This is a genomic window from Methyloceanibacter sp., from assembly GCF_041573655.1.
In the GTDB taxonomy this organism is placed as follows: Bacteria; Pseudomonadota; Alphaproteobacteria; order Rhizobiales; family Methyloligellaceae; genus Methyloceanibacter.
This window is the reverse complement of record NZ_JBFFQD010000038.1, coordinates 1-20,574: the sequence shown is the minus strand read 5'-3', so window position 1 is coordinate 20,574 and position 20,574 is coordinate 1. Positions and strand designations below refer to the sequence as shown.

15 protein-coding genes and 1 pseudogene are annotated in these 20,574 nt (G+C 61.3%); 5 read left to right on the top strand and 11 right to left on the bottom strand.

Annotated elements, in window-relative coordinates; translation table 11 throughout:
* Window positions 1-486 (top strand): adenylate/guanylate cyclase domain-containing protein (locus tag ABY454_RS09320; protein ID WP_372930098.1); only part of this gene is annotated, 486 nt, incomplete at its 5' end.
* 487 nt (window positions 487-973) lie between these two features.
* Here the strand turns inward: ABY454_RS09320 and ABY454_RS09315 are convergent.
* The 3 genes from ABY454_RS09315 to ABY454_RS09305 all read right to left on the bottom strand — a co-directional run bounded on the left by ABY454_RS09315 (window position 974) and on the right by ABY454_RS09305 (window position 5,756).
* Window positions 974-1,498: a tetratricopeptide repeat protein gene (locus tag ABY454_RS09315; protein ID WP_372930096.1), complete on the bottom strand. Its 525-nt coding sequence runs from the start codon at window positions 1,496-1,498 to the stop codon at window positions 974-976.
* 477 nt (window positions 1,499-1,975) lie between these two features.
* On the bottom strand, window positions 1,976-3,106 hold the full coding sequence (locus ABY454_RS09310) for an adenylate/guanylate cyclase domain-containing protein (protein ID WP_372930094.1): 1,131 nt from the start codon (window positions 3,104-3,106) through the stop codon (window positions 1,976-1,978).
* A gap of 346 nt (window positions 3,107-3,452) precedes the next feature.
* The gene (locus tag ABY454_RS09305; RefSeq protein ID WP_372930092.1) at window positions 3,453-5,756 is read right to left on the bottom strand and encodes an RND family transporter; all 2,304 of its coding nucleotides are present in this window, start codon (window positions 5,754-5,756) and stop codon (window positions 3,453-3,455) included.
* Between the two features lie 571 nt (window positions 5,757-6,327).
* Between ABY454_RS09305 and ABY454_RS09300 the strand changes: the two genes are divergently transcribed.
* Window positions 6,328-6,720, top strand: a complete 393-nt coding sequence (locus ABY454_RS09300) for a hypothetical protein (RefSeq protein ID WP_372930091.1) — start codon at window positions 6,328-6,330, stop codon at window positions 6,718-6,720.
* A gap of 196 nt (window positions 6,721-6,916) precedes the next feature.
* Window positions 6,917-8,491, top strand: a complete 1,575-nt coding sequence (locus ABY454_RS09295; protein WP_372930090.1) for a L,D-transpeptidase family protein — start codon at window positions 6,917-6,919, stop codon at window positions 8,489-8,491.
* Here ABY454_RS09295 and ABY454_RS09290 read toward each other — a convergent pair.
* Together ABY454_RS09290 and ABY454_RS09285 are read right to left on the bottom strand one after the other, a co-directional pair.
* On the bottom strand, window positions 8,488-9,828 hold the full coding sequence (locus tag ABY454_RS09290; protein WP_372930088.1) for an NAD(P)/FAD-dependent oxidoreductase: 1,341 nt from the start codon (window positions 9,826-9,828) through the stop codon (window positions 8,488-8,490). The genes ABY454_RS09295 and ABY454_RS09290 overlap by 4 nt on opposite strands.
* Window positions 9,825-11,363: an AMP-binding protein gene (locus tag ABY454_RS09285; RefSeq protein ID WP_372930086.1), complete on the bottom strand. Its 1,539-nt coding sequence runs from the start codon at window positions 11,361-11,363 to the stop codon at window positions 9,825-9,827. Before ABY454_RS09285 ends, ABY454_RS09290 begins: the two co-directional genes overlap by 4 nt.
* A gap of 147 nt (window positions 11,364-11,510) precedes the next feature.
* Here ABY454_RS09285 and ABY454_RS09280 point away from each other — a divergent pair, with 147 nt between their 5' ends.
* On the top strand, window positions 11,511-13,013 hold the full coding sequence (locus ABY454_RS09280) for an FMN-binding glutamate synthase family protein (RefSeq protein ID WP_372930084.1): 1,503 nt from the start codon (window positions 11,511-11,513) through the stop codon (window positions 13,011-13,013).
* On the opposite strand, the gene glgB is transcribed toward ABY454_RS09280, so the two are convergent.
* Both glgB and pgl read right to left on the bottom strand, forming a co-directional pair.
* Window positions 13,010-15,220 (bottom strand): 1,4-alpha-glucan branching protein GlgB, encoded by a 2,211-nt coding sequence (glgB, locus tag ABY454_RS09275; protein WP_372930082.1) that lies wholly within the window; start codon window positions 15,218-15,220, stop codon window positions 13,010-13,012. The genes ABY454_RS09280 and glgB overlap by 4 nt on opposite strands.
* Window positions 15,221-15,224: 4 nt before the next feature.
* The gene (pgl, locus tag ABY454_RS09270; protein ID WP_372930080.1) at window positions 15,225-15,956 is read right to left on the bottom strand and encodes a 6-phosphogluconolactonase; all 732 of its coding nucleotides are present in this window, start codon (window positions 15,954-15,956) and stop codon (window positions 15,225-15,227) included.
* A gap of 152 nt (window positions 15,957-16,108) precedes the next feature.
* Between pgl and rpe the strand changes: the two genes are divergently transcribed.
* Window positions 16,109-16,780 (top strand): ribulose-phosphate 3-epimerase, encoded by a 672-nt coding sequence (rpe, locus tag ABY454_RS09265; protein ID WP_372930100.1) that lies wholly within the window; start codon window positions 16,109-16,111, stop codon window positions 16,778-16,780.
* A gap of 1 nt (window position 16,781) precedes the next feature.
* Here rpe and pgi read toward each other — a convergent pair whose 3' ends face one another.
* From pgi to ABY454_RS09245, 4 genes and pseudogenes are all read right to left on the bottom strand, one after another.
* Window positions 16,782-18,410 carry a glucose-6-phosphate isomerase gene (gene pgi / locus ABY454_RS09260; protein WP_372930078.1) on the bottom strand — a complete coding sequence of 543 codons (1,629 nt, stop codon included), beginning with the start codon at window positions 18,408-18,410 and terminating at the stop codon, window positions 16,782-16,784.
* A gap of 12 nt (window positions 18,411-18,422) precedes the next feature.
* Complete coding sequence (gene tal / locus ABY454_RS09255) at window positions 18,423-19,499, bottom strand: transaldolase (protein ID WP_372930076.1); 1,077 nt, start codon at window positions 19,497-19,499, stop codon at window positions 18,423-18,425.
* Between the two features lie 15 nt (window positions 19,500-19,514).
* A complete protein-coding gene (locus ABY454_RS09250) occupies window positions 19,515-20,189 on the bottom strand; it encodes an HAD family hydrolase (protein WP_372930074.1) in 675 nt (224 codons plus the stop codon).
* A gap of 10 nt (window positions 20,190-20,199) precedes the next feature.
* Window positions 20,200-20,574, bottom strand: a pseudogene (locus ABY454_RS09245) (glucose-6-phosphate dehydrogenase); the annotation flags it as partial.

Genomic DNA, 20,574 nt, shown 5'->3' with positions numbered 1-20,574 from the left:
GCCTATTGCGACAAGCATGAGCCCGAAGAGGTGATCTCGCGGCTCGATGCGTTGTTCGTCATCTTCGAGCGGGTCGCAGCGAAGCACGGTCTTGAGAAGATCAAGACGATCGGCGATGGGTTCATGGCGGCTGCAGGTCTCTTGCACAAAGTGGACGATCCCGTGGGAGCAGCGGTGCGGTGCGGGTTGGAAATGGCATCGACATTGATTGACGCACATCTCGGGTGGGAAGTGCGCGTCGGTGTTCATGCGGGGCCGGTGGTCGCCGGCGTCGTGGGACAGGAGCGCTATCAGTTCGACATCTGGGGCGACACCGTCAACATGGCGGCGCGCATGATGGGCTTGGTCGCGCCGGGAAGCGTTGTCGTGGCGGAGGAGATTTGGAACCAGGTCAGCTCCGAGTTCTACGGCGAGCCGCTTGGCGAACTCGAGGTCAAAGGCAAAGGAAAAATATCCGTGTTCAGTTTAGGTCCGTCGAAGGCTTGATTTAACTCGGGCATCAATGGCTGTTCCTGGCACTTAGCAGGCCATACGTCAGTGGGGAGGAGTGCCAGGAGCTGAAGGATGCAACATCAGGTATCGACACCTCGACAAACGAGGTCGCGGCGAACGTGATGCCCGTTAATGCAATAGAGCGGACATCTTGAGATCCCCCACGCCAGATATGCGAATTGCATCAGCAGGGGCCTGTGTCTAGTCGGCTTTTGCGAAACGATACTGCTTCGGCGAGAACCGATTATCTGATGCCTTGGCTTCCTGGTTCACGCTCGAGCGAGGCTGATCCAAAGGGAGACAAGAAACACACTTGCGTTCATAGGTGGAGTTTTCGGGTATTTGAGGCATTGTCTTGCAACACCGAAACCACCCTTAGTTCGGTTAGCACGCGTTTAGTGGCAAGTGACAACGACGAACACGGCCCTTCTGACGAGACATTGAGCTGCCCGGAATTGAAGCCGAACAGGATCGTGCTTGTTCAGCGCACGCGGGGAGGGCGATCCGCGAAGCCTGCATTCGCCTCGCGAAACTCTTCGGCGAGCTTCTGCGCCTCGCTGACTTGCTCCGGCGTCATCTTCGCGACAATGTCCTGCTGATTGAGAACGGCGCGTTCGCGATGCCCCAACTCGGCTGGCAGGTAGCCCGATGCGGCTAAGTCGAACCATTTATAGGCCATTACGTAGTCCTGTGAGACACCGCGCCCGTGCTTGTAGAGAACGCCGAGATTGTTCTGCGCAAAGGGGTTGCCGCGCTCGGCGGCGCGGCCGTACCACTCGGCGCCCTTTGCGGGGTCTTTCGGCACGCCTTGTCCGCGTTCATGCATAAACCCGATGAGGTATTGCGCGTGCCGGTCGCCCTCTTCGGCGAGCGGCAGCATCATCTCCATTGCGTCGGCATAATCTCCGCGGAAATAGGCGGCTTCCGCCCGCTCGAGCGACTGCGCGGCGACCGGCGTCACTGCGCAGACGACTGGAAGAAGGCCCAAAAAAATAGATTTCAGCATCGGGACCCCGCTGCCTGACAAACCATATGGTGAATTACGGTCAACAGCGGGCGCCGGATCACTTTGTGGCGCTTCACTTGGGCAGGGCGGTGCAAGAAGCGCAGAAATTCCCTGTATTTTCCCACAAAATAGGGAAACGAAAAGCAGAGACCGTTTCGCCTGGGACTGGCGCCCCAGCCACCGGTCCCGGCACTTATATATCTCCCTCTCTTGTATCCGGGGCATGCCCAAGTGACTGGGCTCACATAGCAGGCCAGGCGCGTACGCGTTTTCGTGCCGCGCCTGTGATATCGCGATGATGTTTCGGCAATCATGATGCCATTCAGGCACTTGCCAGCGGTGCCCAAACCAATTGCTGCTTCTTCCCAGGAAACTGCCGTATTTGGCGCGCGGAATGCGGATACATGCGTACCAGTGCCGGGACGCCCCGAAACTTTCTAGAGCCATGGGAGGCAAAAGTTGCAATGCGCGTCAGGCTCAGAGTGCCGTAGTCCTCATGGTCAAGGTCCAAATATCAACCGCTTTGGAGCGCCCGCGGATTGCGAAATCGCCGTGGTGCTGCAGGCGATTCAATAAATTGGCCGCTAATTCGCCGTCATTTTCAACCTTGACCGCATCGACGAGCGCTTGGCCGACGACTAGGTCGCAATCGAGGTTTCGAGTTGCCTGTTCCAGGCGACTAGCCGTGTTTACGGTGTCGCCTATTACTGTGAATTCAAGATAGTCCCCGGTTCCTACGTCGCCGAGAACAACCGGACCATAGTGCAGACCTAGCCCAACGCCGATGGGCGACAAACCTTTCTCACTCCGCTCCCGGTTCCAATCTTGAGTAGCTGCAAGCAAATCATAAGCGCAGGACAGCGCGTTGGTCCCATCCTGGCTTCCAGATTCGGGGAACCCAAAGATCGCCAGGACCGAATCGCCGATATAGCCTTCGATCGAGCCACCCCACTCGAAGATGACCTTCGCCATCCAACTGTGAAGCTCGCGCAAGACTTCAATCACTTGCTCCGGCTCAATGGATTCTGAAAGCTTTGTAAACCCGACAATATCCGCAAAAAGCACTGCGAGATTTTGACGCCTGACGGGGCCAAACGGTTGATCCTTCGCGGCCAATGTCTCGACCAGCGTTGGTGAAAAATAACGGGCGAGATTCGCGCGAGCTCGATCAGCAACGCGCTGAGCGGCCTCAGCTTCTTCAAGGCGAAGTTGGGCTGCTACCCGGGCTGAAACATCTCGTTGAATTGCGACATATTGATAGATCAGGCCTTCCTCTGTCCTCAGAGGCACGATCGACCACTCCATCCAGAACTCCGAACCATCCTTCCTGTAATTTATGGTTTTCCCCTCCCAAATTTTTCCTGAGTGAAGCGTTTCTTCAAAGTCAGCGAAGATTCGATGGTCGGTCTTGGGGCCCTGCAATATTCTGGGCGATTGACCGACGACCTCCGCTCTGGACCACCCTGTGATCCTCTCGAATGCGGGATTTACGTAAACGATTGAAGGACCGGGCGCGTCGAGCTCGGCGGTGGTTATCAATATACTCTCCGCCGCGGCTTCGATGGCCGCAGCCGCGTCAAACTCGAAAATCGCATCGACCTTCGGCACATGACACCCGCTCAAGTTTGGCGTCTGGATTACGCAGGGCAAACTGCTGAAACATTATATATCCCTGCGATCGTGGAAAGCCAGCGTTTGAAGCCAACGACCACTTGCAAGTCCGCTTTGGATCAGAAGCGGACTCTCTTCAAGCAACAGTCTATGTCTGCTTTGGCCCCGAAAGCGGAAATCCAAGCAAATGTTGCTGATCACGTCTCAGTCGTGATTCAAGCTCCAAAAGGGAGCTTCGAATCATGCGATACGAATCGAGCGACTGCGAGTGGAGCGTCATCAAGCCGATGCTCCCGAACGAGCCGTGATCGGAGCGACGCGGCAGTTATATGGACCCGCTGAATTAAGCAGATTGCGTTTCGGACTTCTGCTTCCACCGGGCGGGCCAATAGCGCTCCATCGTGGACATGACGGCAGGCAGGAAAAGCAACGTCCCGATGATGGCGGAGAGGAGCACGATCACGACGATCGTGCCGTAGAGCTGCACCATGGGCAGGGAGCTCAACAGGGTCGTACCGATTCCACTGGCAATCAAGACGGTGCTCATGATGACCACCGGTCCGACCATCATGATCGATCGTTGCAACGCATCGTTCACGGGCCGACCGTCCGATCGCTCCAAGCGATAGCGGTTCAAGAAGTGGATCGTGCTGTCGACGGCGATTCCAAATCCGACTGAGAAGGCGACGAGACTGGTGAACTCCAGTCCTCCCTCGACGAAGTACAGATAGGCGCCGCCCATCGCAATCGGAAACAGATTGGGCAGGACGCTGGCGAGCCCGGCACGTACCGATCGCATACCAATGCCGATAAGGATGAGGATTGTGCCGATGGCGATGATCAAACTTCGGTTTAGCTGTTTGATCATCGTGTGGCTCGCGCGCGACGAAACGGGAACGATGCCGGTTACGGCAATCTCCAAACCCGGATTGGCACGTTCGATGTCTGCAAAGCGGTTCTTCAGCCTATCGAGAATGGGCTCAAGCTCCGCCGATTTCAGATCCTGAAACCGAGCCGAAATTCGAATCGACTTCTCGTCTATCGCGACGAAGCTCGAGGCGAAAGAATTGCCTGTCTCCGAATCCAAAATGGCGGCTAGCCGGTCCTCGCCCTCGTCTCCTCCGCCCAGCCACTCCTCGACTGTGTGCGGCGAGGTGATCGCCCCGAACTCGGGCTCGCTCTCCAAGATATCGTGCACTTCGCGGATGACTTCCAGCGTTCTAAACGAATTCAGAGCGTGCTTCGGCGGCCAGTTCAGCAGCACCTCGAGAATGTTCGCGCCGGCAAGCTTGTCGTGGACGCGTTGGATCGCCGCGAGTGCTTCGCTGTCCGGAGGCAAATTGCTCATATAGCTGTATTGCGGTTCGTTCCTTGTGTGGACCCAGAACCCCGCCGCAACAAGAACCAGCCCGATCAGTGCAATCGCGCGGGGCGCGGCGGCAACGGCGCTCGCCGCCACGCTGCAAAGTGAGTTGATACCCTTGCGGACGGGGTCGGTCTCCTGCTTTTCGTGCTGCTCCTTGGCGAAGCCGCGCAACAGAATCGCGGAGAGTGCGGGAACCAGCATAAGCGTCACGACAAGAGCCAATGCCGTCGCAGCCGCCGTCGTGATCCCGAAATGGGCAATGAACGAATGCGGCATCCAAATCAGGGACGCCATCGCCAAAGCGGTGGTGAGCGATGTCAGCACGCAGGCCGGTCCGACCCGATTCACGGCCCTTTCGATCGCCGCCTCCAGTGTTTCGCCTTCGATCACGGCACGGCGAATGGCGAAGAGAAGATGGAGACAGTCAGACAGGACGATGACGAGGATGATGGTGGGCGCGATACCCGTCAGAAGATTGATGTCCTGGCCGAACAGCCACATGCCGCCACGAAGCCAGGTAATGGCGATGGCGGCGGGGATCGCTGCAACGATCATGAAAGAGACTCTGCGAAGGAAAAGCCAGCACAGCCCCAAGCCCACGACGAGCGCCACCAAGCCGAATGTGCGTTGGTCCCGAGCCAGGGCAGAGACAATCCGATCCCGGATGACCGCAACGCCCGTCAGACGTCCCGTAAGGCCGGTATCCGCCAAGGTGCTGTTCACGGTTGTTCTGATCGTGTCGACCAACTGGCGTTCCGCCTCTTGTCCCTCACTGTGAAGCGAGACACCCAGAAGCGCGAACCGCCAGTCTTTGGACAAAAACTTTTCCTCTACGATCGGGTGATGCATTACCTCGTCGCGCAGCGCCTGCGAGTCCGCGAACTGTGAAAGGTCCTCCGGAATGATTGGTGTGGGTTCCTCGTCTCCCTCCGGTGCCCTAACGGCGGAAAAGAACGAGAGCACGCCTGTGACGCCGTTGGTCTTCTCAACTTTCTCGACAAGTGTCCGCAGGGCGGTTAAATCGTCCAGGTCGAAGGGAGTGTCCGAGTCCACGATGATCTGCAAATCGGGCTGGCTATAGGGAAATCGTTCGTCGAGCAGGTCCAGCTGCTGGAAGGCGGGATCGTCCGACCTGAAGATCTCGCGGACGTCGCTGGAGTAGCGGAGCTGGCTTGCCCCGTAAGCCATGATCGGGGTTATGAGGGCAACCAGGAGAAGGCAGATCCACGGGTGACGCAGTGAAATGAGCCCTAGTTTCTCCAGTCCAAAACCAGCCGTCATCAACGCCGTCCTTTAGAGAATCGTCCTGCTATCGCGGGGGCTGCGGCTGGACCTGTATCGCTTATTGGCCTGCTTGAACAGGGCCCTCTGCGCGCCCGTTAGCGCTTGTTCCGGGCGTTCAGCGCCTTGGCGATGAGGAGCGCGATCACGATCCCTATGACGACGGCGCCGAGAATGCCCCACCAAGTTACGGTTTCGCCTTCCATGTCGCGTCTACTCCCTTTGTCCCCGGTAACGTCAAGACGTCACGCTTTCGGCTGGGGATCGCCTCTCAATTTAGAGTCGTTATGAGTCATTCGATTGCAAGCGCGAAATGAGTCATTTGATTGTATGCGCGAAGGCAGCTTCGGTCCACCACGTATGATCGCCTTGAGGCGGCACAGCAAGCGCCACGCGCTGGCACTTTGCAATGACACGACACCTCATGACAAGGAACCGAAAGCCACCTAGGATAGTACTACTACCGATGCTTGGCATGTCGATGCTGGCGGTTTGCAGGGGGGCATATATGCGAGTGTTTGGACGACCACGCGGCGGGCGCTTAGCGACGTGTTTGAGCTTGGCAGTCGCGATGATTTCGCTCCACGGGCTCGATGCGTCTGCCAATCCCAGCAAAGGTGCCGTCGAGATTGAGCTCAACAAGCTTGAGGCTGAAGGAAGCACCTGCCAAGCCTACTTCGTTTTCGACAACAAGAGCCGCACCGACTACGAGGAATTGAAGGTCGACCTGGTGGTGTTCGGGCCCGACGGGGTGGTCGAACGCCGGTTCGCCATGGACATCGCGCCCCTCGAAGCCGAAAAGCGCACGGTGAAACTCTTCGAATTGAACGAGACCTCATGCGATGAGATCGGGAGCTTCCTGGTCAACGGCGTTCTTGAGTGCAAGGGCAGGCCGAAGCCGAAGAAGGATTGCTTACGCCAGCTGGATCTCTCCAGCCGGGTAGATGTTGAGTTTGCGAAGTAGTGAGGACGAAAAGCCACCAGATCGTCACCTTGTCGTAACGGGTCTTGCCGAATTATGGCGTGTCTCGGAACTGGTTCGTTGGGGAAGCATGATGAAAATACGCGTTCTTTGGGTGGCTTTTCTGATTACCCCGGTTTTTCCATCATCGCAGGCCGCATCTGAGACGATAGAACGGAAGCCGGAGTCCCTTTCGGCGATGTCGGTGACAGAGCTGGCCCCCGCATACCGTTCGGATGAACTTTCTCCTTCGCTGCGTCTGGCCCGGCTTGAGCAGAACACGTCCAAGGTTATTCCGCAGCTTGGTGCCGTCGCGCGCCCGTCCCGCACGGTCTTCCTGCGGTCGTCCCGTCAAATGCTGCCTGCGCAGCCATTGGCAGGTCCGCCGCCGGTGGTCGAAGCCTCGCTTGCGCCAGAGCGGATCGTGCCTCCTCTAGAGGCAGCGACGGTTTCGGATGTTCTGGACGCCGAAAACCTCGTGGCGAGTCTGCCGAAGGATCGCATTTCGGAGAAGACGGTCGAGGCCGAGGCGGTCCAGGGAACGATCCTCTCCGATCCGCTTACCCTCATCATTTCGCTGAAGGATCAGAAGCTCGACGTCTACCGCGGTGCGGAGCGCGTTGAGACGACGCGGGTCTCAAGCGGAATGCGAGGGTATGACACCCTGACCGGCGTCTTCGGCATCCTGCAGAAGAAGCAGGAGCATTACTCGAACCTCTATGCCGGCGCGCCGATGCCCTTCATGCAGCGGCTCACCCGGTCCGGGACCGCGCTGCACGCAGGTCACGTGCCCAATTACCCCGCGTCCCATGGCTGCGTGCGCATGCCTTCTGCCTTCGCGCCTAAGCTCTTCCGCATGACCGAAATCGGCGGGAAAGTCGCGATGATGACGGGCAAGATGGTTGCGCCCGCGCCGATTGAGCATCCGACGCTCTTCGAGGCGAATTCCGCGTCCGTCGCTTCGCCGCCGGCGGGCAGCGTTGCGGCCGGTGCCAAGGAAGCCGCGCGCGCCGGCGCCGGAATTCCTGCCGACACTGCAAAGGCGTCGTCCGATGCGAACGCTCCCTTGCATATTCTCGTCACGCGCCGTGAGGAGAGGGACATCGCCATTGGCGTTCAGAAGATTCTCGCCTCGATGGGCTATCTCGCGCCCCAGGACAAGTTCGTCGGTTATTTGGGCGACGGCACCAAGAAGGCAATCAAGGCCTTCGAGAAGGAACATGGCCTTCGCCAGAGGGGACGCTTCAACGAGGCCATCGCGGCGAAGATCTACGAAGCCGCGGGGCTTGGGCCGCTCCCCGACGCCTATCTGTTTCTTCGCAAGGGCTTTAGCCGCATCGGCAGTGTCCCCGTCACCATTCGCGATCCACGCCGGAACCTGGGAACGCATCTGTTCACCTATATGCGTCCCAGCGACGGATCGGAGCCGCAATGGGTCGGCATCAGTCTCGAAGGAGACGAATCGAGCAAGGTTCTCGACCGAATCACGATCCCGGACTCCATGCGCGGGGAAATCTCCAGGAGCTTGACCTCAGGCGCCACGTTCATCGTTGCCAATGTCGCCAAGCATTCGTCGGTGCTGCCCGAGGGCGACGACTTCATTGTCCGGACGAACGATTCCCCGGAGTCGAACTCAAAGCCGGAGAAGGTTGTTGCCAAGCCCAGGAAAAAACGGGTCGTCGAGCAGACGCTCGTCCCCGCGCGCTCTCTTCGGGCAAGGCGGAAGGTCCACGGACCCCGCGGCTTCGGGATGTTCTCTCGTCGCCACCGCTAGAGATTCGTGGAATCGCGAAAGCGGTACCAGGCCTCGACAATCGGCACGGCGGCCTGCGCAATCGCGCGGAAGGGAAAAGCCGGAAACGTCAGTGAGTCAAACGCCGTTCGCCCTTCTGGGTCGCCCACCATCTGCAACGCGATCTTGTGCCCGAAATAGGTGGCGCGCGACACGCCCGTTCCGCAATAGCCGACCGCGTAGTGAACCCCGTCCGCCATGCGACCGAGATGCGGAAGTTCGTCGTAGGTATAGCCGATCTGCCCATCCCAGGCATGGGTGACGTCCGTCGCGCCAAGATGGGGGAATACGCTCAAGAGATTTTTGGCGAGATGACGGTACGCGTATAGCCCTGCGGCTTTCCCTGCGCGCCCGCCCCAGACAAGCCGGCTCTCGTCGGGCGCGGCACGAAAATAATAGAAGACGCGGTTGGTGTTGCCGTAGACGCGGGACTTGGGCATCAGGCGCGCCATCGTCTCGGGCGAAATGGGTGCTGTGGCGATCAAGCCGGACCGGATAGTGACGATGCGGCGATGAACCGTTCGTGAGAGCCGATCCGTGTAACCGTTGGTCGCAACCAAGACGTCGCGGGCTTGCAGCGGACCTGCGTCGGTGTCCACGCGAAAGCCGCTTCTCGCGCGCGCGATGTGGTGGACGCCTGCATTGCCGACAATCACACCGCCAAGGTCCTCCACGCATTGCATTAGGCCCGAATGGAACAGTGCCGGGTGCAGCGATGCATCCTTCGGTAGGACGGAGCCGCCGAAGAAAACATCGGTGCCGATTTCGTTGTGCTGTTCCGTGCGCGGCACCATGAAGCTCTCCACGCCGGCAACGCGTTTGAGATCCTCCATGTCGCGCGCCATGGCCTCGTAGTGCTCGGGCCGCATGGCGCCCCGGAACCGGCCGCAACGCTGAAAGTGGCAGTCGATGTTTTCGGCCTGGATAAGATGGGCGATGTAGTCGAGCATCGCCGTGCCTTCGCGCAAGAGCTCTGCCGCCTTCTTCTCGCCGTGCAACGCGACAAGGCGCTTGACCGGGAACTTCTGATTGCCGCTGCCGATCTGCCCGCCATTGCGCGTGCTGGCGCCGTGCCCCGGCACGCCACGGTCGAGCACGACCACATCGCGGCCTTTGGCGAGGAGCGTCAGCGCGGCCGACAGTCCCGTGTAGCCGGACCCGACAATGGCGACGTCCGTTCTGGCCGGGATCGTGCGGCCAGGCGTCTGCCGCCGTGGGGCCGCCTCCCACCAAAAAGGCTTGAAGCTGACAGAGGCGTTGCGCGCGGGGCCCGCGGCAAGATCGCGAAGGGTAAGCGGTTCTGGTGTGGGGTCCGTCATTTCTGGTGCGGCGATCCCGGCAAAGTGTCTTCGTGTTGCTGGCGCAGGCGCCGCCGCAGCAGCTTACCATTTGGGCCCTTCGGCAGCGCGTCAACCTGCCCATAAATGCGCGGGACTTTGTAGCGGGCAAGGCGGCCAGAGACGAAGCCATCCAGTTCGTCTGGCGTTACAGTGTCGTTCGCCACGTAGAAGGCGGCGATGACCGTGGTGTCGGCCTTGACCGTGACTTCCGTCGCTGCACTTTCGAGGATCGCCGGATGCGCGTTGAGCGCGTCTTCGACCTCGAGGGGCGAGACGCGGATGCCGCCCGCATTCATCATGTCGTCGGCCCGGCCGAGATAGGTGAGGGCGCCGTCGGTCCCCATGCTCACCAGATCGCCGGTGAGGAACCACTCGCCTTGGAAGCGCTGCGCGGTCTCTTGCGGCGCGTTCCAATAGCCGAGCATCAATCCCGGATCGCGCGATGCGATGCTGAGCACGCCGGGTTCTCCGATTCCAACGGGACCATCTTCGTTCAGCACGGCCACGCGCCGACCCTCTTGCGGATAGCCCAGCGTGCCGAATGGTGCGGGATGCGCCGGTGAGCCGGAGACGAACGTGGAGCATTCCGACATGCCGAAGGCCTCGAAGACCGGCGTAGCCGTCGCGGCTTCCCAGGCAGCACGGGTCGCGTCCGGCAGCTTCTCGCCCGCCGAAAGCCCATGGCGCAAGTCCGGAAGGGGAGGCGGCGGGGTCCGCAAGAGCTGGCGGTAGACGCCCGGAGCGGCGGCAAAGATCGTCGCCTTGTGTTGCTGTAAGAGGTGCGGAAGTTCATCGGGCGTGACGCCCGCCGCGGGGATCAGCGCCGTTGCGCCGCGCGTCCACGGATCCAAGAGCCCTGTGCCGAGCGTATAGGTCCAGTTGAAGGCGCCGGCATGCAGCAGGCGGTCGGCCTCGGTCAGCCCGTACCAGTAGTCCCACATCATCTGGCGGGCCCAAATCGCCCTATGAGCATGGGTCACCGCGCGGGGCTGTCCCGAAGTCCCCGACGTATAGATGATGTAGCCGGGACGGTCGGGGTCGCCCATGACATAGGTCGCAGGGGCAAGCGCATACATGGCGCGTAGGCGTTCCACGGACAGCACCGGGCAGGGCGCGCCAGCGGGAAGCGCGAGCCCATCCTCGGCCACGATCAGGCTGGGGGCAACGTCCTCGGCGATCTGCGTGACCTCGGGCGCGGTCAGGAGTGAGGAGGTCGGGACGGGCACAAGGTCGGCGGCCAGCGCGGCGAGATAGCAGATGGGAAAGTCCACACTGTTGCCAAGCCGCATCAGCAAGCGATCTCCCGCCTGCAAGCCCTCAGCTTGAAGCCCGCGCGCAGCCCCAAGCACGGCCGCTTCAAGCCGTGCATAGCTCCATGTCTCGGCGCCGTCGGGCGAGATCACCGCGAGCGCGGGCGATAGCCCAAGCGTGCCCGCGCGGGCCAGCACATAGGCTGCTAGATTGAACGGGGCCGGACAGGGCGCTAGCGGCCCGTGATCGAAGATCGCCTGCATAGCTCGCTGCTACGCGTTCGCCCGCGCCCTGGCAAGCGTCGAGGCGCCTGTTCGTCAAGCGAACGTGATGTCTTTTGTGGTGACCCGCGCGCGAGAACGGCCACAGTGGCCCAAAGCGGCTTCACGGTTTCGAAGGAGGGCTCGATCATGACCGACTTGGACACACTCTCCCACGTGACGATGGAAGGCCTGGGCTTCCTCTCCACGCTCTTCGTGTTCGTCATCGGGCTCGCGATGCTGGCTATCGCCATCGTGTTCATCGTCGACGTCACCCAGACCAAGGATGCCGTGCGGCGGAACTACCCGGTCATAGGCCGCTTCCGCTACGTGTTCTCAAAGCTGGGCGAGTTTTTCCGCCAGTATTTCTTCGCCATGGACCGGGAGGAGATGCCGTTCAACCGCGCCGAGCGGGAGTGGGTCTACACCTCGGCCCAAGGCGGCGACAACACGGTCGCCTTCGGCTCCACCAAGAACCTGACCCCCGTCGGCACGGTCATCTTCATCAACTGCCCGTTCCCGACGCTCACCGAGGACTCGGTGCCGACACCGCCCATCACTATCGGGCCGTATTGCGACAACCCCTATGAAACAGAGTCCATCATCAACATTTCGGGCATGAGCTTTGGCGCCATTTCGCAGCCTGCCGTGCGCGCGCTCTCGAACGGCGCCAATCTGGCGGGCTGTTGGTACAACACCGGCGAGGGCGGGCTGTCGCCCTATCATCTCGATGGCGGTTGCGACATCGTCTACCAGATCGGCACGGCCAAGTATGGCGTGCGGACCTCGGACGGCGGGCTTGACGAGGCGAAGCTGCGTGCGATCGCGGAGCGGCCGGAAGTGAAGATGTTCGAGCTCAAGATGAGCCAGGGCGCGAAGCCCGGAAAGGGCGGCATCCTCCCGGCGGTCAAGGTCACGCCGGAGATCGCCGAGATCCGCGGCATCCCCGTTCAAACGGCGTCCATCTCGCCGAACGGACATCCCGAGATTCGCAACGTCGCGCAACTTCTCGACATGATCGAGCGCATCCGGAAGGTGACCAACAAGCCGGTCGGCTTCAAGGCTGTGGTCGGGGCCTATGGCTGGCTGGACAATCTGTGCAAGGAAATCCAGGCGCGCGGCATCGAGACCGCGCCGGACTTCATCACGGTCGACTCAGGCGACGGCGGCACGGGCGCTGCTCCCATGCCGCTGATGGACAATGTCGGCCTGCCGGTGAAGGAGGCGTTGCCCATGGTCGCCGACATTCTCACCCGCAACGGGCTGAGGGACCGCGTGAAGTTGATTGCGTCGGGCAAGCTGGTGACGCCCGCGGAAGTCGCCTGGGCCTATTGCGCGGGCGCCGACGTGGCGGTTTCCGCGCGCGGTTTCATGTTCGCGCTCGGCTGCATCCAGGCGCTGAAGTGCAACAAGAACACGTGCCCCACCGGAATCACGACGCATGATCCGCGCCTTCAACGTGGTCTAGATCCCGAAGACAAAGCCGAGCGGGTCAGGAATTTCGTCGAGCGTATTCGCTACGATGTTGGTGTGATTGCCCATTCATGCGGTGTGCCCCATCCGCGCGCGCTCAAGCGCTATCATTGCCGCATCGTGCAGAACTCCGGGCGCTCAATCCCGCTGGATGAGCTTTATCCGCCTGTCGCCGCCTAAACGTCTGCCACGAAGATTAGCGTCGAAAGCGGCGGCAAGGTCAGAGCGAGCGAGCGGTCTCGCCCATGCCAGGAAACCTCTTCTGCGTCCACGGCGCCGCCATTACCCTCACCGGAGCCGCCATAGTTGCTTGACTCGGTATTGAGGCGCTCGATCCAACGCCCGCCTTGCGGCACGCCGATGCGATAATTCTCGCGCGGTACGGGTGAGAAGTTGCAGACGATGAGCGCGGGCGCATCGCCATCGCGGCCCCAGCGCAGGAAGGAGATCACGCATGCCTCCTTGTCGCTGGCATCGACCCACTCGAAGCCTTTCGGGTCGGTGTCGAGCACATGCAGCGCGGGCGTGTCGCGGTAAAGCCGGTTGAGATCGCGCACCAGCGCCTGCACGCCGCGATGCATGTCGTCTTCGAGCAGGTGCCAATCGAGGCTCCGGTCGTGGTTCCACTCCGCCTCTTGCGCGAACTCGCCGCCCATGAACAGCAAGTTCTTGCCGGGATGGCCCCACATGAACCCGAAATAGGCGCGCAAGTTCGCGAACTTGTGCACGCGGTCGCCGGGCATCTTGCCGATGAGCGAGCCTTTGCCGTGCACCATTTCGTCATGCGAGAGAGGCAGCACGAAGTTCTCGGTGAAGGCGTAAGTGAGGCCGAAGGTGAGCTGATCGAGGTGATGCTGGCGGTGGACCGGCTCCTTCTCCATGTAGCCGAGCGTGTCGTGCATCCAGCCCATGTTCCATTTGAAGCCGAACCCGAGCCCCCCAGTATCGGTCGGTGCCGAGACGCCGGGCCACGCGGTCGACTCTTCGGCAAGCGTCGTGGTGCCGGGACATTCGGAGAATGTCAGCTCGTTCAGCCGCTTCAGGAAGGCGATCGCCTCCAGGTTCTCATTGCCGCCGAACTTGTTCGGCACCCACTCGCCCGGCTCGCGGCTGTAATCGAGATAGAGCATGGACGCGACGGCATCGACACGAAGGCCGTCAATGCCGAACCGCTCCAGCCAGAACAGCGCGTTGGCCAGGAGAAAGTTCAGCACCTCGCGCCGGCCGTAATTGTAGATGAGCGTGTTCCAGTCTTTGTGGAAGCCGAGCCGCGGGTCCTCGTGCTCGTAAAGCGCGGTGCCATCGAAACGGCCAAGTCCATGTTCGTCGGTGGGGAAGTGCGCTGAGACCCAATCGACCAGCACGCCGATCCCCGCCGCATGAAAGCGGGCAACGAAACCTGCAAAGTCTTCTGGTGATCCAAAGCGCGAAGTGGGTGCGAACAGTCCGATGGGCTGATATCCCCACGAGCCGTCGAAGGGAAACTCGCTGACGGGCATCAGCTCCACATGCGTAAAGCCGAGGTCCTGCATATAAGGAATGAGCCGGTCGGCAAGTTCGGCGTAGCTCAAGTACCTTCCACCGTGTCCCCGCATCCACGAGCCAAGATGCACTTCGTAGATGGAGATCGGCGCATGGATGTTGTGCCGCGCGGCGCGCTCACTTTGCCACGGCTCGACGCCTTCGGGTCGCGCAGGCAGGCCATGCACGATGGAGGCGGTCGCAGGGGGGTGCTCGTGCTGGAAGCCGTAAGGATCGGCCTTCAGCGGCAAAACAATATTTTCGGCATCAAGCAGCTCATATTTATAGAGCGTGCCGGCTTGCAAGGCCGGAATGAAGAGTTCCCAGACGCCGGCATCGTGCCGCCGCATCGGGTGATGGCGGCCGTCCCAATCGTTGAAGGATCCGACCACGCTGACGCGTTTCGCGTTCGGCGCCCACACCGCAAAACTGACGCCCGCCACGCCGTCATGTTCGATGAGGTGCGCGCCCATCTTTTCGTAGAGGCGCAAATGGCTACCTTCGCCGAAAAGATGGAGGTCAACCTCGCCGAGAACGGGGCCGAAGCGATATGGATCCTCGATCTCGTGCGGCTGACCGTCACGGGTCACGCGCAAGCGGTAGCGTTCCGAGAAGCCTGCGGGCACAGACGCCCCGAAGAACCCCGCCTTATGCAGTTTCTCAAGCGCGATCTCGTCGCCGGTGTCCGGGTCGAGGGCCAAGACGGATGTCGCGCCGGGAAGAAACACACACAACGAGGTGTCATTGCGCCCGCCGTGTAGCCCAAGGACCGAGAACGGATCACAATGGGTGCCGCCGACGATGGCCTCGACGTCCGCGCGGCGCGGCGCCCAATCTTGGTGCCGCTTCTCGGTGGTCGGCGTCACGTCCCTACGCCCAGCGGCCCGCCGCCGCGCGGTCGGCGAACCAGATAACCTCACCTTCGGCGCGGATATGCGCGGCCGGGAAGTCCGTGTCGCCCGACAGGATCTTGTCGAGGGTCTCGCGTTTTTCTTCGCCGGAAACCAGAAACGCAACGACCTTGCTGGAATCGAGCGCCGGATAGGTGAGGGTGACGCGCTCCTCCGAGCGGCCCTTGGGCACCGGGGCCACCCAGCGGTCGCGCACCTTCAAGACTGGCTCGCCCGGCAGCAGCGAGGCCGTGTGGCCGTCCGGCCCAAGGCCGAGCAAGGTCAGATCGAGCAGAGGCCGGCCTGGTTCCAGCGTGTCGGCGCCGTAAAGCCCTTTCAGCATGGCCTCATAGCGCGCCGCCGCTTCGTCGAGCGTGACGCCATCGGTCTCGACCGGGTGCACGTTCGCCGCCGGAATGGGCACATGGTCGAGAAACGCCGCCCGCACCATGCCGTAATTGCTGGCGGGGTCGGATGGCGGCACGAAGCGCTCATCCCCCAGAATGAAATGGACGCGGTCCCAGGGCATCTGCGAGAGGATTGGCTCTTGGGCCAGAAGCGCGTAGAGCGGCTTCGGCGTATTGCCGCCGGAAAGCGCGATGATCGTGCGCCCCGGATTGGCCGCTGCGCGGTCGCACAGATCGGTGGCGCCTTTTTGCGCCAGATCGCCCGCGTTCTCGCAGATTCGAAGCGTCCCAAAAGCCGGTGTCATACGTGGTGCCTCGCTCGCCTCACCAAATTGCGCCGGCACGATAGGGGCAGAAAGTTAAGCGTGCCGCAAGGTGAGAAATGTAAAGTGCTGATGGTGCCCCTGAGTCGGGCTAGGCTGCGGTCATATATGAGAGCGCCATGTATGAGAGCGCCATGACACACGAGATCATCATCGCGCCGTCGATCCTCTCCGCCGACTTCGCCAAGCTCGGCGAGGAAGTGCGTGCCGTGGACAAGGCAGGCGCCGACTGGATCCATATCGACGTCATGGACGGCCACTTCGTGCCCAACATCACCATCGGCGCGGACGTGGTAAAGGCGATCCGGCCGCACACGAAAAAGCCCTTCGACGTACATCTGATGATTGCGCCGTGCGATCCGTATATCGAGAATTTTGCCGAGGCCGGTGCGGACATGGTCACGGTGCATGTGGGAGCGGGGCCGCACCTGGACCGCTCGTTACAGCTCATCCGTAGCTTCGGTATGCGGGCCGGCGTCAGCCTCACGCCCTCGACGCCTGAGAACACCATCGAATATGTGCTCGACAAGGTGGACCATGTCCTGGTGATGACGGTGAACCCCGGCTTCGGCGGCCAGACCTTCATCCCGGCGCAGCTCAACAAAATCCGCGCCATCAGAAAGATGATCGGCGGACGTCCCATCCATCTCGAAGTCGATGGCGGCGTGCATCTGGAAACCGCGCCTCTCGTCGTCGAGGCCGGCGCCAATGCACTTGTCTCCGGCTCTGGCGTGTTCGACGGCGGGTCTTACGTTGAGAACATTAAGGCGCTTCGAGAGGCCGCCATGCGTGGCCGCGGCGTCTAGCCTACGAGAACTTGTGTTTGCGGTAACGCTCGATCAGGGCATTGGTCGAACTGTCATGTGACAGCTTCGGCGCGGCCTTCGCTTCCAGCTCCGGGATGATGCGTACAGCGAGCACCTTGCCGAGCTCCACGCCCCACTGATCGAACGAGTCGATGTCCCACACGGCGCCTTGGGTGAACACGCTGTGCTCGTAAAGCGCAACCAATCGCCCCAAAGTTTTGGGATCGAGCTTTTCGGCGAGGATCATGTTGGTCGGCCGGTTGCCTTCGGTGACGCGGAACGGCGTCTGCTTCGCGGGCGATCCTTCCGCCGTCAGTTCCGCTGCCGTCTTGCCGAACGCCAAAGCTTCAGCCTGCGCGAACAAATTCGCCATCAGCAGATCGTGGTGGTGGGCAAGCGAGCTCAACGGGTCAAGAAAGCCAATGAAGTCGCACGGGATAAGCTTCGTGCCCTGGTGGATGAGCTGATAGAACGAGTGCTGGCCGTCCGTGCCAGGCTCGCCCCAGATGATCGGCCCGGTCTGGTAATTCACATGCGCCGCGGCAAGATCGACATGCTTGCCGTTGCTCTCCATTTGCAGCTGCTGGAGATAGGCGGGGAAGCGCGCCATGTGCTCGGAGTACGGCATGACGCCGAGGGTCTGCGCGCCGAAGAAATTGTTGTACCAGACAGTGAGCAGGCCCATCAGCATGGGCAGGTTCTTCTCGATCGGCGCCGTCCTGAAGTGCTCGTCCATCTCGTGGAAGCCCGCGAGCATGTCGCGGAAGTTCTCCGGCCCGATGGCAATCATGGTCGACAGGCCAATGGCGGAGTCCATGGAATAGCGGCCGCCGACCCAGTCCCAGAACTCGAACATGTTGGCGGTGTCGATGCCGAATTTCTCGACGCCTTCCGTATTGGTGGAGTTGGCGACGAAGTGCTTGGCGACGACGTCCTCCGAGCCGAGCTTCTCCACCGCCCAGGCCCGCGCCGTGGCGGCGTTGGTCATGGTCTCCAGCGTGGTGAAGGTCTTCGACGAAACGATGAACAGCGTCTCTTCGGCATTGAGGTCGCGCGTTGCTTCGTCGAAACAGGCGCCGTCTACGTTGGAGACGAAGCGGAAGGTCATGTCGCGGTCCGAATAGGGGCGGAGCGCCAGATACGCCATCTCCGGTCCGAGATAGGAGCCGCCAATACCGATATTGATGACGTTCTTGATGCGTTTTCCCGTGTGACCTTTCCATTCGCCGCTACGGATCTTATCGGCGAACGCCGCCATGCGGTCGAGCACGGTGTGCACGTCCGGCACCACGTCGTGCCCGTCCACCTTGATTACCTCGCCGCGGGGCGCGCGCAAAGCAACGTGCAGCACGGCGCGGTTCTCCGAGACATTGATCTTCTCGCCACGGAACATGGCATCGCGCCGCTCGGCGACCTTCCGCTCCTTGGCGAGGCTCGCCAGAAGACTGATCGTCTCTTCGGTAATGCGGTTCTTCGAGTAATCGAGGGTCAGCCCGGCGCCTTCGGCTGTGAACCTACCTGCGCGTTTCGCATCGCCGGCAAACAGATCGCGCAGATGCGCATCCTTGATCTTGGCGTGATGGGCGGACAGCGCCTGCCACGCTGGCGTGTCGGTCAATTGCGTGGACATTGGCAAGCCTCCCTAGCCTAGCGCCTTGGATTTTGTTTCGATGGATTGGAGCAGGTTCTGCCACGATTTCACGAAGGAGTCGGCGCCGTCTTTTTGAAGTTGCGCCGCCAGTCCCGACACCGAAATGCCCACCTTCTCATAGGCCGCGAACACCTCTTTGCAATTGCCGCCGTCCGGCGACAGCGCGCCGTTCAGTTTGCCGTGATCGGCGAAGGCCTCCATCGTCTTGTCGGGCATGGTGTTGACCGTATTCGGTGCGGCCAGCCCACCGATATAGAGCGTGTCGGACGCGCGCGGATCCTTGGTGCTGGTGGACGCGAACAGCAGGCGCTGCGGTCGCGCCCCGAACGACTCCAGCCGCTGCCAGCGATCGGTGTGGAGGCCGGCGCGGTAGTCTCTGTATGCCTCGTGCGCGACGGCGATGCCGAGCTTGTCGCGCAAATCGTCGGAGACCTTATCCATGACCGCCTTGTCCCAGCGGCTGATGAAGATCGAGGCCACGGAGCGCACGTCCGGGTCGAGGCCTGCGCGCACGCGGCGCTCCAGGCCCCGCATATAAGCGTCCGCCGCCGCCTTGCAGTGCTCGGAGGAGAACAGCAGCGTGACGTTGACGTTCACCCCCGAGAAGATCGCCTCTTCGATGGCGGGCAGCCCTTCCTTGGTGCCGGGGATCTTGATGAACAGGTTCGGCTTATGCGCCCGTTCGAAGAGACGCTTCGCCTCGGCGATGGTGGCCTCGGTGTCATAGGCGAGGAGAGGGGAGACTTCGAGCGAGACCATCCCGTCGACAGTGGCGGTCGTCCAATGGATCGGCAGGAACAAATCCGCCGCTCCCGACAGATCCTGCAACGCCAGCTCGAAGAACAGCGCTTCGCCGGAATAGCCAGCCTTCTTCAGGCGTTCGATCTCCGGATCGTAGCTATCGCTCTTGGAGATGGCGTTGTCGAAGATCGTTGGGTTGGAGGTCAGCCCGGTTGCGGAGAACTCGTCGATGTATTTCTTCAGCGTTCCGCTGTCGAGCATGTCGCGGGTGATGTTGTCGACCCATAGGCTCTGGCCCAGGTCGTGCAAGGCTTGCGTGGGTTTCACGGGTTCGTCTCCTCCTCAGGCCGGCTGAAGCGCCGAAAAATCGTGTTCCATCAAATCGGCGATGCGTTCGATCTCGATATCCGCTGGTTGTGACCGCGCCAAGACCTTCGCATCGTTGGCATAGTGTCCCTGGCGCGGAAAGACCGTAGTGACGCGCGTCCCCCACGCTTTCTTCACCGCATCCAAAAGGCTGAGCTTGTCGTCGATCAGCACGTAATGCTTGGCCGGATAGGCGCGGGTAACGGAGTCCAGCTCCTGCTCCTTGTGGACATAGTTGAGCACATGGCCGCTGAACGCCCCCAAAAGGCCGGCCCGCTCCAGCTTGTGCGGCTGGAATACGCCGTCGCCGTCGGTAAGGATTACCGGCAAGCCCCATTGGCGGACGTGGCGCACCACGGCGAGCGCGTCCGGATAAAGGCGCTCGATAAACGGATAGTCCAAGACCCAATTTGCCAGCTGCAAAATGTGCGGATCGTGCAGATGCGCCAAGCGGAAGCGTTCCAGCGTGCCGAGGAAATCCGCATAGCCGTGCTTGATGCGCTCTTCTTCGTATAGCTTCCAGAGTTCGTCCCGCGCTTCGGGGCCGAAGGTCTGGCTCACATAGTCGCCGAGATCGTGCTTCATGCGGTCGTTGTCGAGCAACGTGTTGTCCACGTCGAACAAAAAGACAAGGTCGCGCGTCTCGGACATCGGGCCCCGTCTACACAGGTTTGGGGTCGAGCCAAGGACCGTCGCGGCCAATCAGCTGCTTGGCCTCGCTGGGCCCCCAAGTACCGGGCTCGTAGTGGTAGACCGGGGTCACGTCGCCGAGCACATCGTTCACGATGCGCCATTCCGCATCGACGATGTCCTCCCGCGTGAACAGGTCGCTGATGCCTTCCATGGCGTCGCCCAAGAGGCGCTGATAAGGCGGTTTGTCCACGCCCGGTTGCCGCGTCAGGATCAGCTCGACGTCCTCGCCGATCATGCGTTCGCCCGGAACCTTGACGCGAGTGCCGAAGGCGATGGTCACGTCGGGCTGGATGCGAAAGCGCATATGCCCGCAGCCGAGCGAGTCGATCTCGCCGAAGGTCTC

Excerpts from the sequence above, each read along its gene's own strand:
- ABY454_RS09285 (WP_372930086.1), bottom strand. The coding sequence starts at position 11,363 with ATGCAGGCGATCTTCGATCACGGGCCGCTAGCGCCCTGTCCGGCCCCG.
- ABY454_RS09295 (WP_372930090.1), top strand. The coding sequence starts at position 6,917 with ATGTCGGTGACAGAGCTGGCCCCCGCATACCGTTCGGATGAACTTTCT.
- pgl (WP_372930080.1), bottom strand. The coding sequence starts at position 15,956 with ATGACACCGGCTTTTGGGACGCTTCGAATCTGCGAGAACGCGGGCGAT.
- ABY454_RS09315 (WP_372930096.1), bottom strand. The coding sequence starts at position 1,498 with ATGCTGAAATCTATTTTTTTGGGCCTTCTTCCAGTCGTCTGCGCAGTG.
- ABY454_RS09280 (WP_372930084.1), top strand. The coding sequence starts at position 11,511 with ATGACCGACTTGGACACACTCTCCCACGTGACGATGGAAGGCCTGGGC.
- ABY454_RS09250 (WP_372930074.1), bottom strand. The coding sequence starts at position 20,189 with ATGTCCGAGACGCGCGACCTTGTCTTTTTGTTCGACGTGGACAACACG.
- pgi (WP_372930078.1), bottom strand. The coding sequence starts at position 18,410 with ATGTCCACGCAATTGACCGACACGCCAGCGTGGCAGGCGCTGTCCGCC.
- ABY454_RS09290 (WP_372930088.1), bottom strand. The coding sequence starts at position 9,828 with ATGACGGACCCCACACCAGAACCGCTTACCCTTCGCGATCTTGCCGCG.
- ABY454_RS09300 (WP_372930091.1), top strand. The coding sequence starts at position 6,328 with ATGATTTCGCTCCACGGGCTCGATGCGTCTGCCAATCCCAGCAAAGGT.
- ABY454_RS09305 (WP_372930092.1), bottom strand. The coding sequence starts at position 5,756 with ATGACGGCTGGTTTTGGACTGGAGAAACTAGGGCTCATTTCACTGCGT.
- rpe (WP_372930100.1), top strand. The coding sequence starts at position 16,109 with ATGACACACGAGATCATCATCGCGCCGTCGATCCTCTCCGCCGACTTC.